This is a genomic window from Mycobacterium sp. IDUB_36 (assembly GCF_055419225.1).
This window is the reverse complement of sequence record NZ_JBVAXH010000002.1, coordinates 306,164-321,977: the sequence shown is the minus strand read 5'-3', so window position 1 is coordinate 321,977 and position 15,814 is coordinate 306,164. Positions and strand designations below refer to the sequence as shown.

Here is a 15,814-nt window from a genome sequence, read left to right as displayed (position 1 = left end):
AGCGCCTATTCACTGTGCGCACCACCGGTCTATTCAGGCGGTTCGATCCGCGTTCCCGCCGCAGCCGCACCAACCCGGACGCGACCATGTCGTTGGTCGCTCATCTCACCGAGCTGCGGACGCGTCTGCTGACCGCGCTGGCCACCATCGCCTTGACCACCGCTCTCGGGTTCGTCTGGTACTCGCACCCGCTGTTCGGCATGGAAAGCTTGGGCGAGTGGCTGCGCCACCCGTACTGCGCGTTGCCGCCGTCCGCGCGGGCGGACATCGCGAACGGCCAGTGCCGGCTGCTGGCCACCGCGCCCTTCGACCAGTTCATGCTGCGGCTGAAAGTCGCGCTGACGGCGGGCGTGGTGATGGCCTGCCCGGTGTGGCTGTACCAAGTCTGGGCGTTCATCACTCCGGGGCTGTACAAGAAGGAGAAGCGTTTCGCCGTCGCATTCGTGGTGCCGGCGGCGCTGCTGTTCGTCACCGGCGCGGTGTTGGCCTATCTCGTGCTGGCCAAGGCGCTGCACTTCCTGCTGACCGTCGGCAGCGACGTGCAGGTGACGGCCCTGTCCGGCGACCGCTATTTCGGGTTTCTGATCAACCTGCTGCTGGTGTTCGGGGCCAGCTTCGAATTTCCACTGCTGGTCGTGATGCTCAACTTCGTCGGCGTGCTGCCCTACGAGCGCCTGAAATCGTGGCGGCGCGGCCTAATCTTCGCGATGTTCGTGTTCGCCGCCGTTTTCACGCCCGGCTCCGACCCGTTCTCGATGACGGCGCTGGGTCTGGCACTGACGTTACTGCTGGAACTGGCCATCCAGATCGCCCGCGTGCACGACAGACGCAAAGCCAGGCGCGAAGCCCTGACCGCCCTCGACGACGACGAAGCCTCGGTGATCGATCCGCCGTCCGCCGTGGACTCGCCGTCGACGGTCGGTGCGCCGTCGAGCATCACCGGACCTCATGACGACATCACCTGAGGCGCCCAGCGGGGGAGCACCCGCTGCGGGCGAATTGGCTGGATTCGCCGCGGAATTGGCGTTCGAACTCGACCCCTTCCAGCTGCGGGCCTGTGTGGCGCTGGAGAGCGGTCATGGGGTGCTGGTGTGCGCGCCGACCGGCGCCGGCAAGACCATCGTCGGCGAATTCGCCGTCCACCTGGCCCTGAAGTCCGGCGGAAAATGCTTCTACACCACGCCGATCAAGGCGCTGAGCAACCAGAAGCACAACGACTTCGTGGCGCGCTACGGCAGAGAACAGATCGGGTTGCTCACCGGTGACCTGTCGGTGAACGCCGACGCCCCGGTGGTGGTGATGACCACCGAGGTACTGCGCAATATGCTCTACGCCGATTCCCCTGCGCTGCGCGGACTTTCGTACGTCGTGATGGATGAAGTGCATTTTCTCGCCGACCGGATGCGGGGCGCGGTGTGGGAAGAGGTGATCCTGCATCTGCCCGGCGACGTGCGACTGGTCAGCCTGTCCGCGACGGTGAGCAACGCCGAGGAGTTCGGCGGCTGGATCCAGACCGTGCGCGGCGACACCTCGGTGGTGGTCGACGACCACCGGCCGGTCCCACTGTGGCAGCACATGCTGGTCGGCAAGCGACTGTTCGACCTGTTCGACTATGACGCTCACGAGCCGGGGGATCGGCGGCACGCGATCGTCGACCCAAACCTGTTGCGGCACATCGCTCATCGCCGTGAGGCCGATCGGCTGTCCGACTGGCGCGGCCCGCGCCGTGGCGGGGGCCGGGGAGGGCCGGGGCGTTCGGATCATCGCGGCTTCTACCGCCCGCCGTCACGGCCGGACGTGATCCAGATGCTGGATGCGGACGGTCTGCTGCCGGCGATCACCTTCATCTTCTCCCGCGTCGGCTGCGACGCCGCGGTATCGCAATGCCTGCGGTCGTCGCTGCGGTTGACCACCGAGGAGGAGCGGGCGCAGATCGCGGAGGTGATTGATCACCGCTGCGGTGATCTGGAGGACTCCGATCTCGCCGTGCTCGGCTACTACGAATGGCGTGAGGGGTTGATGCGCGGCATCGCGGCCCACCATGCCGGCCTGCTGCCGGTGTTCCGTCACACGGTCGAAGAGCTCTTCACGGCCGGCCTGATCCGGGCCGTATTTGCCACCGAGACACTGGCTTTGGGCATCAACATGCCGGCCCGCACCGTGGTGTTGGAGCGGCTGGTGAAATTCAACGGCGAACAGCATCTGCCGTTGACGCCCGGGGAGTACACCCAACTCACCGGGCGGGCCGGACGGCGCGGCATCGACGTTGAAGGTCACGCCGTGGTGCTGTGGAGCCCCGGCGACGAGACCACCGAGCCGGCCGAGGTCGCAGGCCTGGCATCGACCCGAACCTTTCCCCTGCGCAGTTCGTTCGCGCCGTCTTACAACATGACGATCAACCTGGTGAACCGGGTGGGCACCCAGCAGGCGCACCGGCTACTGGAGCAGTCGTTCGCGCAATACCAGGCAGACCGGTCGGTGGTGAGCCTGGTCCGCGGGGTCGAGCGGGGGCGGCAGATGCTCGACGAAGTCGCCGCCGAATTCGGCGGCCACCGGGCACCGATCCTCGAATACGCCCGGCTGCGTGACCAGATCAGCCAGCAGGAACGCGCGCAGGCCCGGGCGTCGCGGCTGCAGCGCAGGCAGGCGATCAACACTGCGCTCTCGGCTCTGCGTAAGGGTGACATCATCACGATCACCCACGGCCGGCGCGGCGGGCTGGCCGTCGTCTTGGAGCCGGCCCGCGACGAATCCGACCCGCGGCCGCTGGTGCTGACTGAAAATCGTTGGGCCGGAAGGATTTCCTCGGCGGACTATTCCGGTGAGTCGGCACCGGTGGGATCGATGACGCTGCCAAAGCGCATCGAACACCGGCAACCCCGGGTGCGGCGTGACCTGGCGTCGGCGCTGCGCTCGGCGGCGGCCGGCCTGTCGGCATCCGGTGACCGTCGCGGCAAGCACGCCGAAGGCCGCGACGCCGACCCGGAGTTGGCGGCGCTGCGGGACAAGATGCGCCGCCACCCGGCCCACCGCGACGCCGATCGAGAGACCCGCGTGCGGGTGGCCGAGCGGTACCTGAGGATCGAGCGTGACAACGCGGCGTTGGAGAAGAAGGTCGCCGCCGCCACCAACTCGTTGGCCCGCACCTTCGACCGCATCGTCGGGCTGCTGACCGAGCGTGGCTACATCGCTGTCCAGGACGGCACTCCCACTGTCACCGACGACGGGCGGTTGCTGGCCCGGATCTACAGCGAGAGCGACCTTCTGGTCGCCGAATGCCTGCGGACCGACGCGTGGACCGGACTCAAGGACGCCGAGTTGGCCGCGGTGCTCTCGGCCGTGCTTTACGAGACCCGCGGCAGCGATGGCCCGGGGGCGCCGCGGCACGAGCAGATCCCGACCCCACGGTTGCGGCAGGCGCTGGCGCAGACGCGACGCCTGTCGGGGCAGTTGCGCGCCGACGAGCATCGTCACCGCATCACCCCGACCCGCGAGCCCGACGACGGCTTCGTCGCCGCCATCTACCGGTGGGCCAGCAGCGGCGACCTGGTCACCGCGCTGGCGGCCGCCGACAACGAGGGCACCGGCTCGACGCTGTCGCCCGGGGATTTCGTCAGGTGGTGCCGTCAGGTGCTTGACCTGCTGGACCAGGTGCGGAACGCGGCCCCGCAGCCGGAGCTGCGGGCGGCCGCCAAGCGGGCGATCGACGCGATTCGGCGCGGCGTCGTGGCAGTTGATGCCGGGTAGGCTGAGCCGAGGTTACGGTTGCCTACGGCGACCGATGCGAGGACTTCAATTCAGGAGGACTGAGACACGATGAGCGGACCGCAAGGATCCGACCCGACGCAGGGGTGGCAGCCGCCTCAGGGCGAAGGTCAGAAATCCGGCGAGGATCAGACCCAGCAGGCCTCACCGTGGCAGCATCAACCGGGCAGTGAGCAGGGCTGGCAGGCCTCGGGCGGCGAGCAGCAGACCTGGCAGGCGCCGGCGTACACGCCGACCGAGTACGGCCAGTACCAGCAGCCGCCCGCGCAGTACTACCCGCCGTCGCAGTCGTACCCGCAGGGCTACCCGCAGCAGGGGCAGTACCCCGATCAAACCGCGGCCTACGGCCAGCAGCCGGGACAGTACGGTCAGCCGGGCCAGCCGGGTCAATATGGTCAGCCGGGCCAACCGGGTCAGCCAGGCCAATACGGCCAGCCGGGCCAGTACCCGCAGCCCGGTCAGTACGGCCAGTACCCCGGGCCCTACAGTCAGCCGCCGGCCCGCCCGGCGCGGTCGAAGAAGACCATCGGCACGGTCGTCGGGCTGGTGGCCGCCGCCATCGTCGCGGTGATCCTGGTGCTGGGCTTCTGGGCCCCCGGGTTCTTCGTCACCACCAAGCTGGATGTCGGCAAGGCCGAGGCCGGAGTGCAGCAGATCCTCACTGACGGCACCAACGGCTACGGCGCGAAGAACGTCAAAGACGTCAAGTGCAACAACGGCCAGAACCCGACGGTGAAAAAGGGTGCCAGCTTCGACTGCGACGTCAGCATCGACGGCACCAAGCGGTCGGTGACGGTGACGTTCCAGGACAACAAGGGCACCTACGAGGTCGGCCGGCCCAAGTAGGTCACGAGCCGGGTAGGGCGTCGAGCGCTTTCTGCAGCCGGGCGATCGAGGACCCGACGCCGAGTCGGGTCGCGAGATCGGCGACCCGCGGCGGGTCAGCGGCAACCAGTGGCAGCGCGTCGTCGGCCGTCGAGAATGTGATCGGGGCGTCGGTGGCCACCCGCACCACCGGCCCGGCCACCTCGATGTAGTCGGCCGCTGATCGCAGCTTGTTCCGCACCCCTTTGGCCAGTGCGGATTTCGGCTCGGGCACGGCGGCGAGGATCGCCTCCAGTGAGCCGTGCTGGGCGAGCAGCGTCGCGGCGGTCTTCTCGCCGATACCGGGAACGCCCGGCAGACCGTCGGACGGATCACCGCGCAGCAACGCCAGCTCGGCGTAGCCTTCGCCGGCGCGCTCGACGGGTACGCCGTATTTCTCCGCCACCTCGACCGGGCCCATCAGCGTCGCGTTGGTCAGACCGCGGCCGAGATAGAGCACCCGGATCTCGACCGGCTCGTCGCGGACCACCTGCAGCAGATCGCGGTCACCGCTGACGACGATCACCGGATCGCGTCGCTCCTGGGCGGCCAGCGTGCCGATCACGTCGTCGGCTTCGTATCCCTCTGCGCCGCCCGTGCAGATGCCGAACGCCTCCAGGATCTCGATGATCATGTCGACCTGCGGCGACAGATCGTCCGGTACTTCCTCGACATCGGCTTGCCCGCTTGGGTTTTCCTCCTCGACCCGATGCGCCTTGTAGGACGGGATGCGGTCGACCCGAAATTGCGGACGCCAGTCCAGATCCAGGCACACCACCAGCCGGCCCGGTTTGTGCCGGGTGATCACCGTGGCGACCGAGTCGATGAAGCCGCGGACCGCGTTGACCGGCCGACCGTCGGGCGAGGTGATCGATGACGGGACGCCGAAGAACGAGCGGAACCACATGCTGGCGCCGTCGAGCAGCAGCACCGGTGCAGACATGACCGTGAGCATATGCGTCGTCGATCCTGTGTCGAAGGCGTGTGCAACTCGAACTTCTTCGCCCAGAGCGCGGAGACGACACGTCCCAGTAGCCTGAACCTCATGGGTGCTGACCGCTTCGATGCCGAGGTCTATCGCCGCCGCGTGGCCGCCGCTGTCGCCGCCACCGAGAAGGCGGGTCTGGCCGGCCTGGTGATCACACCGGGTTACGACCTTCGCTATCTGATCGGCTCGCGCGCACAGACCTTCGAACGTCTCACCGCGCTGGTGCTGCCGGTCTCCGGCGACCCGACCATCGTCGTGCCGCGCTTGGAGCTGGCCGCGTTGCGGCAGTCCGCGGTCGCCGATCTCGGCGTGGTGGTGCGGGATTGGGTCGACGGCGAAAACCCCTACCTCTGGGTTGCCGAGGCCGTAGGCGGCGCTCCGGCGGCGACGGCGGTGACCGATTCCATGCCGGCCCTGCATCTGCTGCCGTTGGCCGAGGTGCTCGGGGTGTCGCCGGTGCTGGCCACGGACGTGTTGCGCGAACTCCGAATGGTCAAAGACGCCGCGGAGGTCGACGCGCTGCGCAAGGCGGGCGCGGCGATCGACCGGGTGCATGCCCGGGTTCCCGAGTTCTTGACGCCCGGCCGCACCGAGGCTGACGTGGCGGCCGATATCGCCGAAGCCATTGTTGCCGAAGGACATTCGGAGGTGGCGTTCGTCATCGTCGGGTCCGGGCCGCACGGTGCCGACCCGCACCATGAATACTCCGACCGCGAGCTCCAGACGGGTGATGTCGTGGTCGTCGACATCGGCGGCCCATACGCCCCCGGCTACAATTCCGACTCCACGCGGACCTACAGCATCGGCGAGCCGAGTCCTGAGGTAGCGCAGCACTATTCGGTGCTGCAGCGGGCGCAACGGGCGGCGGTCGAGGCGGTGCGTCCCGGAGTCACCGCCGAACAGGTCGACGCTGCCGCGCGCGACGTACTGGCCGAGGCCGGGCTGGCCGAATACTTCGTCCACCGCACCGGCCACGGCATCGGGCTGTCGGTGCACGAGGAGCCCTACATCGTCGCGGGCAACGATCTCGTGCTGCAGGCGGGCATGGCGTTCTCGGTCGAGCCGGGGATCTACTTTCCGGGTCAATGGGGTGCCCGCATCGAAGACATCGTGGTGGTCGGCGAAGGCGGCGCGGAGTCGGTGAATCACCGCCCGCACGAGCTGATCGTGGTCCCTGTCAGGCCGTAACAAGTCAAGCGCTGGGACCGCTTTGAGTATTAGGCTCAGGCGATGACCGATCACGATCGCACCGCCGCCCGCCGAGAAATCACCAACGCCCTGATGACCGCGCTGGAACGTCGACACGAAGTGCTGGACCTCATCGTGCAAGCCGACGATCGGCCCTCAGCGGTCAACGGCATCGTCGAGTTGCTGGACACTTCGCGGCTGGGAGCCGAAGCAGTCATCGGCATGTCGTTCGATCAGCTCACCAAGGATTCCCGCAAGATCATCGCCGCGGAACTCGAAGACCTCAACAACATCCTGAGCTTCACTTTCAAGGACCGGCCGGCCAGCTCGGGGGAGAGCATGGCGCTGCGCGCCTTCTCCGGCGAGTCCGACCAAGACATCTTCGCCGCGCGGACCCAGGAGATCGGCGCCAAGGGCGACGGCTCCGGCGCGCCGGCGGGCGGCCTCGAGGACGAAATCCGTGCCGCGCAAGAGCGATTCGAGGCCGAAGAGGCGGCCTGGTTCGTCGCGGTCGACGGCGAGGAGAAGGTCGGTATGGTGTTCGGCGAGCTCGACGGCCACGAGGTGCACGTGCGTATCTGGATTCACCCGGACTACCGGCACCGTGGTTACGGCACTGCGGCGCTGTCCAAGTCGCGTCCGGAGCTCGCGGCGTATTTTCCGGCAGTACCGCTGGTGATCCGCGCGCCCGGCGCCACGCTGGTCTAGCGGGCTAGTCCGCTTTGCGGGTCAACAGATCCGAAGATCCGAGCACCCTTTCGATCTGGACTTCGATCACGACGCGTCGCGGGTTCTCCCGCGGCGTGCGGTAGCGCTGCGCATACCGGAGTTCCGCGTCACGGACGGCATCGGTCTCCCCGTTGACGCTCGCCCGCCCCTCCAGCGACAGCCATCGGGCGCCGTCCACCTGACTGAGAACGGCGACCCCGCCGCGGTCGGCGTTCACCGCCTTCTGTGAGCCACCCGTCGTGATGACCCGGGCGATATGCGTTTTGGGGTCGAAGGTGAATCCGACCGCCACGACGTGCGGCGAATTGTCGGCCCGCAACGTCGTCAGCATCGCGAGGTGACGCTCGGTCAGAAATGCCAGCGCGTCGTTGGTCAGCCGGGCTGTGGAGTTCGCCATCACCGCCACGCTAGCGCAGGAGATAATCGCAGCCGTGGATGACACGGGCACACCGACGGTCCTTGTTCTGGGCGGCCGCAGCGAAATCGGCAGCGAACTCGCGGTCCGGCTCGCCCCCGGGGCGTCGATCGTGCTGGCGGCCCGTAACGCCGACCGTCTCGACGAACAGGTCGCGGCTCTGCGGGCGGCCGGCGCGGCGCGCGTGGCATGCGTCGAATTCGACGCCGACGACCTCGAATCCCACGGCCCGCTGGTCGATTCGGTCATCGCTGAGCACGGGCCGATCGACACGGCGGTGCTGGCCTTCGGGATTCTGGGCGATCAACACCGCGCCGAAACGGATGCCGCCCATGCGGTCGCCGTCGTGCACACCGACTACGTCGCGCAGGTCAGCCTGCTCACCCATCTGGCCGCGGCGATGCGCCGATCCGGTCATGGGGCGCTGGTGGTGTTCTCGTCGGTGGCCGGTGTTCGGGTGCGTCGTGCCAACTACGTCTACGGGTCGGCCAAGGCGGGCCTGGACGGCTTCGCCAGCGGACTGGCCGACTCGCTGCACGGCAGCGGGGTGCGGCTGCTGCTGGTGCGGCCGGGTTTCGTGATCGGGCGAATGACGGAAGGGATGACGCCTGCTCCCTTGTCGAGCACCCCGGCACAGGTGGCCGCGGCGACCGAGCGTGCCCTGACCAGGGGCAGACGGACGGTGTGGATCCCATGGACATTGCGGCCGGTGTTCTTCGGTTTCAGGCTGCTGCCGCAATTCTTCTGGCGCCGGATGCCGCGATAAACGCCAACCCCCGACGCCGCTGCGCAGCCGGGCGTAGCATCCTGGCCAGCGAGAGGCCGGAGGGTTCTCATGACGCAGGCGAAGTCACCGAAAGTCGCGATCATCGGCGCCGGGATGTCGGGCCTCTGCATGGCCATCAAGTTGCAGCAGGCCGGCATCGATTCGTACACGATCTTCGAGAAGGCCGACGACGTCGGGGGCACCTGGCGCGACAACACCTATCCCGGCCTCACCTGTGATGTGCCGTCCCGCTACTACTCCTACTCGTTTCGGCCCAATCCCGGTTGGTCCCACGTGCTGCCGCCGGGACCCGAGATACAGGCCTACTTCCAGCAGGTGGCCGACGAGTACGGCATCCGACGGCACATCCGGTTCGGCGTCGAAGTCGTCTCCGCTGTGTATGACGACGAGAAGTGGCGGCTCACCACCGACGGCGGCGAGGAGGTCTTCGATGTGCTGATCACCGCCACCGGGGTCCTGCGGGTTCCTCGACATCCCGACATCGCCGGACTGGAGACCTTCGCCGGCCCGTCGTTCCACTCGTCGCAGTGGGATCATTCGATCTCGTTGGCGGACAAGCGGATCGGCTTGATCGGGACAGGGTCCACCGGCGTGCAGATCGTTGCCCGATTGGGCGGCGCCGTGCGCCAGCTGTCGATCTTCCAGCGCACTGCGCAGTGGGTCTACCCGCTGCCCAACGTCCGGTATTCGACGCTGACCAAGACCGCCTTGTCCCGATGGCCGCGGTTGAACGCACTCGGGTACTGGTTCTGGGGGACGCTGTTCAGGGCCATCTTCGGCCGCGCGCCGATCCGTCCGGGTTTGCGGCGTCGCCTGGTGCAGGCGGAGTGCCGGCTGAATCTGCGTCTGTCGGTGCGCAACCCGGAACTTCGAGCCAAGCTGACGCCGGCGGACCAGCCGATGTGCAAGCGGATGATCATGGCCGGGCACTTCTACCGCTCGGTGCAGCAACCCGGAGTCGAGGTCATCACCGACCGGATCGACCACGTCGAACCCCGCGGTGTGGTCACCGCCGACGGCACCCTGCACGAACTGGATCTGTTGGTCTATGCCACCGGATTCGATGCCCGTGCCTATGTGCGGCCGCTGGCGGTCGTCGGCGAGGGCGGGCTGACGTTGGCCGAGGCGTGGGCCGGCGGCCCCAAGGCCTACCGGTCGGTCGCGGTGCCCGGTTTTCCGAATCTGTTCATGCTGATGGGTCCCCACTCGCCGATCGGCAACCAATCGCTGATCCCCGTTGCCGAGGACCAGGCCGACTACGCGTTGTGGTGGATCACCAAGATCCGCGACGGTGTGGTGCGCGCTGCCGCGCCTACGGAGGCGGCCACGAAGGAATACAACGAAAGCATGAAAGAGGCTATGCCACAAACTATCTGGGTGAGTGGATGCAACAGTTGGTATCTCGGCGAAGACGGTCTGCCGGAGCTCTTTCCCTGGACCCCGGAGACCCACCACAAACTACTGCGCCAACCGCAACTCGCCGACTTCGACGTGCGACCCGGCTGAGGGTCACCGAGCCGCCGCTTCCGGACCGCTCTCGGCCCGGCGCCACTGCGGCAGATTCGACCGGCCGCTGCGCCGATTCCGGCCGCTAGACTGGCGGCGTGGCCACCACTTTCGCAGATGTCGCCAAAGCTGAATTCGTCCTGCTGACCACCTTCACCAAAGACGGCCGGCCCAAGCCCACGGCAATCTGGGCCGCCGACGACGGGGACCGTCTGCTGGTCATCACGCAGGCAAAATCGTGGAAGGTCAAGCGGATTCGTAACACGCCTCGAGTCACGCTGGCGATCTGCGACCGGCGGGGAAACCCGAAAAGCGAAGCCATCGAAGCGACCGCCACCATCCTCGACTCGTCACAGACCGGCCGGGTCTACGACGCCATCAAGCACGAGTACGGCATCGTCGGCTGGGTGTTCGGACTGTTCAGCAAGTTGCGCGGCGGAATGGCGAACAACGTCGGCCTGGAGTTACGCGCTGCTTCCTAGGTGCTCGCCGAAGAACGCGAACACCCGCGCCCAGGCGTCCTCGGTGGCCTCTTCGTTGTAGCCGAATCCCGTGATCCGCAGTAGCGGCTGGGCGGGCAGCTTGTTGGCGAAGCTGTGTCCGGCCTTGTACGCCTTGACGTCGTTGGGAATGCCCTTGTGGTCGAGCACCCGCTGCAGCTTCTTGGACGCTCCGATACCGATCGGGTCGCGGCTGCCGTAACTGGCGACGATCGGGCAGGCGCCGTCGAGCGTCTCGCTGAGGTGCGTCGGCAACGGCGCGCCGTAGAACGGTGCCGAGGCATCGAAACCCTTGGGCGACATGACAAGTGCGAATCCGCCGCCCATGCAGAAGCCGGCGATGCCGACCCGGCCGGTGCAGTCCGGCAAGGACTTCAGATGGTCCCGTGCCGCGAGCACGTCGTCCAGTGCCTGCCCCTGCTTGCTCTGCAGCTGGCGCATCACCTTGGTGACGCAGCGTGCCCAGCCGCCACGGGAGAACAGGTTGGGCGTCAGCGCCAGGTATCCGGCCGTGGCGATGTGGCGGTTGATCGACTCTTTGTCCGCCTGGTAACCCAGCGCGTCGTGGATGATCACCACGGCGGGCCACGGGCCCTGCCCCGGGGGGACGTCCAGCAGGGCGTCGATCGGGCCGGTCGGGGTGTCGATCTCGATTGTCGTCACCACGCCATCTAACCCCGCGGTGTCGGTCTGCGGAACTCTCGCGGCGGTCCGCGACGTTTCCATCTCATGGTGTCGCGACTGTTTCTGCTCTACGTCGTCGCCGAGCTGGCGGTCGTCGTCGCGCTGGCCTCGACGATCGGGCTCGGCTGGACCCTGGTGCTGCTGCTGGTCGGGTTCGCCGGCGGACTCGCACTGGCGGGCTCGCAGCTGAAGGTGCAGCTGAACCGGCTGCGGTCCGGGGTGAACGGGAGCCAGTCGAGGCTGGCCGCCGACGGCATGGCCGTCGCGCTGGGCACGCTGCTCGTCGTGGTGCCGGGCCTGTTGACCAGCGTGGCGGGGCTGCTGCTGTTGCTGCCGCCGACGCGGGCCGCGGCGCGTCCGCTGCTCGGCGCGATGGCGGTCCGCGGCCTCGGCCGGCGTATTCCGCTGATCACCGTCGCCGACATCGGTGGGTATCGCCGTCCGCCGCGGCCCGATTACATCGACGGTGCGGTCGTGGACGTCTCCGACGTCACCGAGGATCTCAACCGGCCCGCCCTGCGGCTGCGGCCCGAATAGTCACCACACCCGACCCCGTAGGTTCTATCGGCGTGACCGACGTCCCGACCACCCTGCTGATCAACGGCAGGGTGCACAGCCCGAGCCATCCCGACGCCACCGCGATGGCGGTGCGCGACGGTGCCGTGGCCTGGCTGGGCAGCGACGACGTCGGCCGCGACCAGTTCGCCCGGGCGGACGTCGTCGACCTGGCCGGAGGCTTCGTCGCGCCGGCATTCGTCGACAGCCACATCCACCTCACCGCGACGGGTCTGACCCTCACCGGCCTCGACCTGCGCGCCGCCTCGTCGCTGGAACACTGCCTGCGGCTGGTTGCCGACTACGCGGCCGACCGTCCCGGTGAACCGGTCTGGGGCCACGGCTGGGACGAGTCGTCGTGGCCCGGCAACGCCGCGCCGAGCACCGCCGACCTCGACGCCGTGCTCGGCGGCCGACCCGCCTACCTGGCCCGCGTCGACGTGCACTCGGCACTGGCGTCGACCGGTCTGCGGCAGCGGGTCGACGGGCTGGCCTCGGCCACCGGATTCGACGAACAGCGACCGCTGGTTGCCGACGCGCATCACCGGGTCCGCGCCGCTGCGCGCGACCTTTTGACCGACGCCCAACGCGCCGACGCCCGGCTGGCCGCGCTGGGTGCCGCCGCCGCGAACGGCATTGTCGCCGTTCACGAATGCGCCGGGCCGCAGATCGGCGGCCTGGACGACTGGAAGGCCGTGCACGCGCTCGACCACGGCGTCGAGGTGACCGGCTACTGGGGTGAGGCGGTCACCAGCCCGGCCCAGGCCCGGGCGCTGCTCGACGACACCGGCGCGGCCGGGCTGGCCGGCGACCTGTTCGTCGACGGAGCTGTCGGGTCGCGCACCGCGTGGCTGCACAACCCCTACGACGACGCCCCCGATCACTGCGGAACCTGCTATCTCGACGCCGAGGCCGTCGCCGCGCATCTGCGCGCATGCACCCAAGCCGGTGTGACGGCCGGATTCCACGTCATCGGCGACGCCGCGGTCGCGTCCGTCGTCGACGCTCTCGAACGCATCGTCGATGACCTCGGAGTGCCTGCGGTGGCCCGCTGCGGCCACCGCCTGGAGCACCTGGAGATGGTCACCGGTGAGCAAGCGGCCAAGCTCGGCGGGTGGGGAGTGCTGGCCAGCATGCAACCCAATTTCGACGCCCTCTGGGGCGGTCGGCACGGTATGTACGCGCGTCGTCTGGGTACCGATCGGGCGACGCTGCTCAACCCGTTTGCGCTGCTAGCATCCCAAGGCGTGGCCCTCGCGTTCGGATCCGACGCCCCGGTGACCGGCCTCGACCCGTGGGCGACGATCCGGGCGGCCGTCCATCACCACACCCCCGAGAGTTCGATCTCCGCACGGGCGGCTTTCGCGGCCGCGACCCGGGGCGGCTGGCGGGCCGGCGGGGCCGGCGACGGTGTTCTGGGCACGCTGGTTCCAGGCGCTCCGGCCTCGTACGCGGTGTGGGACGTCGACGAGCTGGAATCGACTGCGAGTAGTAGCGACGCCGCACGGCGATGGTCGACCGATCCGCGGTCTCGGACACCGGCGCTCCCGCGACTGGACGCCGGCGACCGGTTGCCGCGATGCCGGCAGACCGTGCATCGAGGCGCGGTGCTCCATGGCTAAGGGACTGCGGCGATTCGACCGCCGGCAGCGTCCGGGGGAGCGCACCGAGGTCATCCCGGCGATCACCGATCCGGTCAAGGACGACGACGCGATCACCGGTGAGATCCCGGTGCCGGAGGCGGCGGTCACCGGGGAAATCCCGGTCCCGGCGGAGACCGAGGTCACCGGGGAGATTCCGCCGATTCCCGACGTCGACCCGGACACCGGCGACGAGATCGGCGCCGACGACGACGCCGACGACGAGGTGAGCGACCTCGCCCCGCCGGACCCTGGGACCGAATCGCGCAGCAGTGAGTGGCTGGCGGAGGTCCGCGACCGGGCCGCCCGGGCGGGGAAGTATCTGTGGCGGCGGCTGGCTTACCTGGCCGCGGCGCTGGCCTTCTGGTTGGCTCGCGAAACGCGGGTACGGGTGCCGCAGGCAGGTCGGTGGCTCCGGCCGCGGCTGACGCGACTGGGCGCGACAGTCGTCGCCGGGCTGCTGCTGTTCGCGAGCTACCCGCGGTTCAACTGGTGGTGGGCGGCGATCCTCGCCTTCGGAGTGCTGGCCTGGGTGCTGACCCGGCCGGCCACCACGCTCCTCGGCGGTTTCGGCTACGGGCTCCTGTTCGGGGTGGTGTTCTACCTACCGCTGATCCGTTGGATCAGCATTCTGGTGGGCGGCGTTCCGCTGTTGGCGCTGGTGCTGCTCTGTGCGTTCTTCCCGGCAGTGTTCGGGCTGGCAGCGGTCACCGTGCGGCGGCTGCCGGGCTGGCCGATCTGGTTCGCGCTGTTGTGGACCGCGCAGGAGTGGCTGAAATGCACCATCCCGTTCGGCGGTTTCCCGTGGGGAGTGGTGGCCGCCGGTCAGACGTCGGGGCCGTTCCTGCCGCTGGCCCGGCTGGGCGGTGTCCCGCTGCTCTCGCTGGCGATCGTGCTCACCGGCTGCGCGGCAGCCGCGTTGGTGCTGGAGACGGCGACGTGGTGGCGGGCGTCGCAGCGCCGGCATGACGCCGAAGCCGCCCGCACGGCTGACGCCCCACCCGCGGTCGTGTTGCCGGCGCTCTGCATCTGCCTGATGTTCTTCCTTGCCGCCGCGGTGTGGCCGCAGGTGCGCCACTCCGGGACCGGGTCGGGCAACGAGCCGACCGTCACCGCGGCCGTGGTGCAGGGCAACGTGCCCCGACTGGGGCTGGAGTTCAATGCTCAACGCCTGGCTGTGCTCGGCAACGACCTCCGGGAAACCCGCCGACTCGCCGACGACGTGCGCGCCGGTCGCGCCCCGCACCCCGACTTCGTGGTGTGGCCCGAAGACGCGTCTGAAATAGATCCCACCGCCAATCCCGAGGCTGCTCAAGAGATCTCCGTTGCCGTCGAGGCGATCGGGGCGCCGATCCTGGTGGGCACGGTGCTCGACCTCGCGAACCGGCCGTCCGGCGAGCCGGCGCAGACCAACACCGTGATCGTCTGGAACCCCGGTTCGGGTCCCGGCGACCGGCACGACAAGAGGATCGTGCAACCGTTCGGCGAGTACCTGCCCTGGCGCGGGTTCTTCCGGCACCTGTCCGGATTGGCGGACATGGCCGGCTACATCGTTCCCGGCCGGGGCTCCGGTGTCGTGCACGCCGCGGGCACCCCGATCGGTATCGCGACATGCTGGGAGGTCAGTTTCGACCGCGCGCTGCAGCACTCGGTCCGCAACGGCGCTCAGCTGATCGCCGTCCCGGCGAACAACGCCAACTTCAACCAGACGATGAGCGAGCAGCAGTTGGCGTTCTCCAAGCTGCGCGCCGTCGAGCTGGACCGCTACGCCCTTGTCGCCAGCAACGTCGGAATCTCGGCGGTGGTTACTCCCGATGGCCGCGAGCTACACCGGACACGCTTCTTCACGCCGGGCTATCTGGACAGTCAGGTCCGCCTGAAGACGACGATGACACCGGCTGCCAAGTGGGGTCCACTGCTGCAGGGCGCCCTGCTCGTCGCCGCTCTCGCGGTCCTTTCAGCCGGGATACTGCACAATGGTTGGCTAACGGATATCCACCGACGGCTGTCCGAGTTGGCGAACAGAGGCGCTCCCGCGTCGGAGAAATCCGACGACGACCCGCCTGCTGACGACGCGGTGGCCGACGGTGACGACCCGCCGTCCGAGCACGGAGTCGACGAGGACGGCAGAGATTCCGCCCGCACAGGGCCAGAAGAAGGAGACCTATGAGCGGCGCCGGCGACGATGCAGAG

Annotated in this window: 14 protein-coding genes; 11 read left to right on the top strand and 3 right to left on the bottom strand. The window is 68.6% G+C overall.

Annotated features, from left to right (window positions below):
* Positions 1–14: 14 nt before the first annotated feature.
* The 3 genes from tatC to ACZYW1_RS19840 all read left to right on the top strand — a co-directional run bounded on the left by tatC (position 15) and on the right by ACZYW1_RS19840 (position 4,611).
* The gene (gene tatC, locus ACZYW1_RS19850) at positions 15–965 is read left to right on the top strand and encodes a twin-arginine translocase subunit TatC (RefSeq protein ID WP_463788187.1); all 951 of its coding nucleotides are present in this window, start codon (positions 15–17) and stop codon (positions 963–965) included.
* On the top strand, positions 949–3,747 hold the full coding sequence (locus ACZYW1_RS19845) for a DEAD/DEAH box helicase (RefSeq protein ID WP_463788186.1): 2,799 nt from the start codon (positions 949–951) through the stop codon (positions 3,745–3,747). The genes tatC and ACZYW1_RS19845 overlap by 17 nt, the downstream gene beginning before the upstream one ends.
* 69 nt (positions 3,748–3,816) lie before the next feature.
* A complete protein-coding gene (locus ACZYW1_RS19840) occupies positions 3,817–4,611 on the top strand; it encodes a DUF4333 domain-containing protein (RefSeq protein ID WP_463788185.1) in 795 nt (264 codons plus the stop codon).
* A 1-nt stretch (position 4,612) separates the two neighbouring features.
* Here ACZYW1_RS19840 and ACZYW1_RS19835 read toward each other — a convergent pair whose 3' ends face one another.
* On the bottom strand, positions 4,613–5,572 hold the full coding sequence (locus ACZYW1_RS19835; protein ID WP_463788184.1) for a 5'-3' exonuclease: 960 nt from the start codon (positions 5,570–5,572) through the stop codon (positions 4,613–4,615).
* A gap of 102 nt (positions 5,573–5,674) precedes the next feature.
* Between ACZYW1_RS19835 and ACZYW1_RS19830 the strand changes: the two genes are divergently transcribed.
* Positions 5,675–6,805: a M24 family metallopeptidase gene (locus tag ACZYW1_RS19830; protein ID WP_463788183.1), complete on the top strand. Its 1,131-nt coding sequence runs from the start codon at positions 5,675–5,677 to the stop codon at positions 6,803–6,805.
* Between the two features lie 42 nt (positions 6,806–6,847).
* On the top strand, positions 6,848–7,513 hold the full coding sequence (locus ACZYW1_RS19825) for a GNAT family N-acetyltransferase (protein WP_463788182.1): 666 nt from the start codon (positions 6,848–6,850) through the stop codon (positions 7,511–7,513).
* Between the two features lie 4 nt (positions 7,514–7,517).
* Here ACZYW1_RS19825 and ACZYW1_RS19820 read toward each other — a convergent pair whose 3' ends face one another.
* On the bottom strand, positions 7,518–7,931 hold the full coding sequence (locus ACZYW1_RS19820) for a F420-dependent biliverdin reductase (RefSeq protein WP_463788181.1): 414 nt from the start codon (positions 7,929–7,931) through the stop codon (positions 7,518–7,520).
* 34 nt (positions 7,932–7,965) lie between these two features.
* Here ACZYW1_RS19820 and ACZYW1_RS19815 point away from each other — a divergent pair, with 34 nt between their 5' ends.
* The 3 genes from ACZYW1_RS19815 to ACZYW1_RS19805 all read left to right on the top strand — a co-directional run bounded on the left by ACZYW1_RS19815 (position 7,966) and on the right by ACZYW1_RS19805 (position 10,724).
* Positions 7,966–8,715: an SDR family NAD(P)-dependent oxidoreductase gene (locus ACZYW1_RS19815; RefSeq protein WP_463788180.1), complete on the top strand. Its 750-nt coding sequence runs from the start codon at positions 7,966–7,968 to the stop codon at positions 8,713–8,715.
* Between the two features lie 69 nt (positions 8,716–8,784).
* Positions 8,785–10,242, top strand: a complete 1,458-nt coding sequence (locus tag ACZYW1_RS19810) for a flavin-containing monooxygenase (RefSeq protein ID WP_463788179.1) — start codon at positions 8,785–8,787, stop codon at positions 10,240–10,242.
* Between the two features lie 98 nt (positions 10,243–10,340).
* The gene (locus ACZYW1_RS19805; protein ID WP_463788178.1) at positions 10,341–10,724 is read left to right on the top strand and encodes a PPOX class F420-dependent oxidoreductase; all 384 of its coding nucleotides are present in this window, start codon (positions 10,341–10,343) and stop codon (positions 10,722–10,724) included.
* On the opposite strand, the gene ACZYW1_RS19800 is transcribed toward ACZYW1_RS19805, so the two are convergent.
* Positions 10,707–11,405, bottom strand: coding sequence for a dienelactone hydrolase family protein (locus tag ACZYW1_RS19800; protein WP_463788177.1), 699 nt, complete (start codon positions 11,403–11,405; stop codon positions 10,707–10,709). The two genes, ACZYW1_RS19805 and ACZYW1_RS19800, sit on opposite strands and share 18 nt — an antisense overlap.
* A 66-nt stretch (positions 11,406–11,471) precedes the next feature.
* Here ACZYW1_RS19800 and ACZYW1_RS19795 point away from each other — a divergent pair, with 66 nt between their 5' ends.
* From ACZYW1_RS19795 to lnt, 3 genes are all read left to right on the top strand, one after another.
* The gene (locus tag ACZYW1_RS19795; protein ID WP_463788176.1) at positions 11,472–11,963 is read left to right on the top strand and encodes an FxsA family protein; all 492 of its coding nucleotides are present in this window, start codon (positions 11,472–11,474) and stop codon (positions 11,961–11,963) included.
* A 104-nt stretch (positions 11,964–12,067) separates the two neighbouring features.
* The gene (locus ACZYW1_RS19790) at positions 12,068–13,603 is read left to right on the top strand and encodes an amidohydrolase (protein ID WP_463788805.1); all 1,536 of its coding nucleotides are present in this window, start codon (positions 12,068–12,070) and stop codon (positions 13,601–13,603) included.
* Entirely contained in the window at positions 13,596–15,791 is a 2,196-nt protein-coding gene (lnt, locus tag ACZYW1_RS19785; protein ID WP_463788175.1) for an apolipoprotein N-acyltransferase, read from the top strand. Before ACZYW1_RS19790 ends, lnt begins: the two co-directional genes overlap by 8 nt.
* Positions 15,792–15,814: the final 23 nt, after the last annotated feature.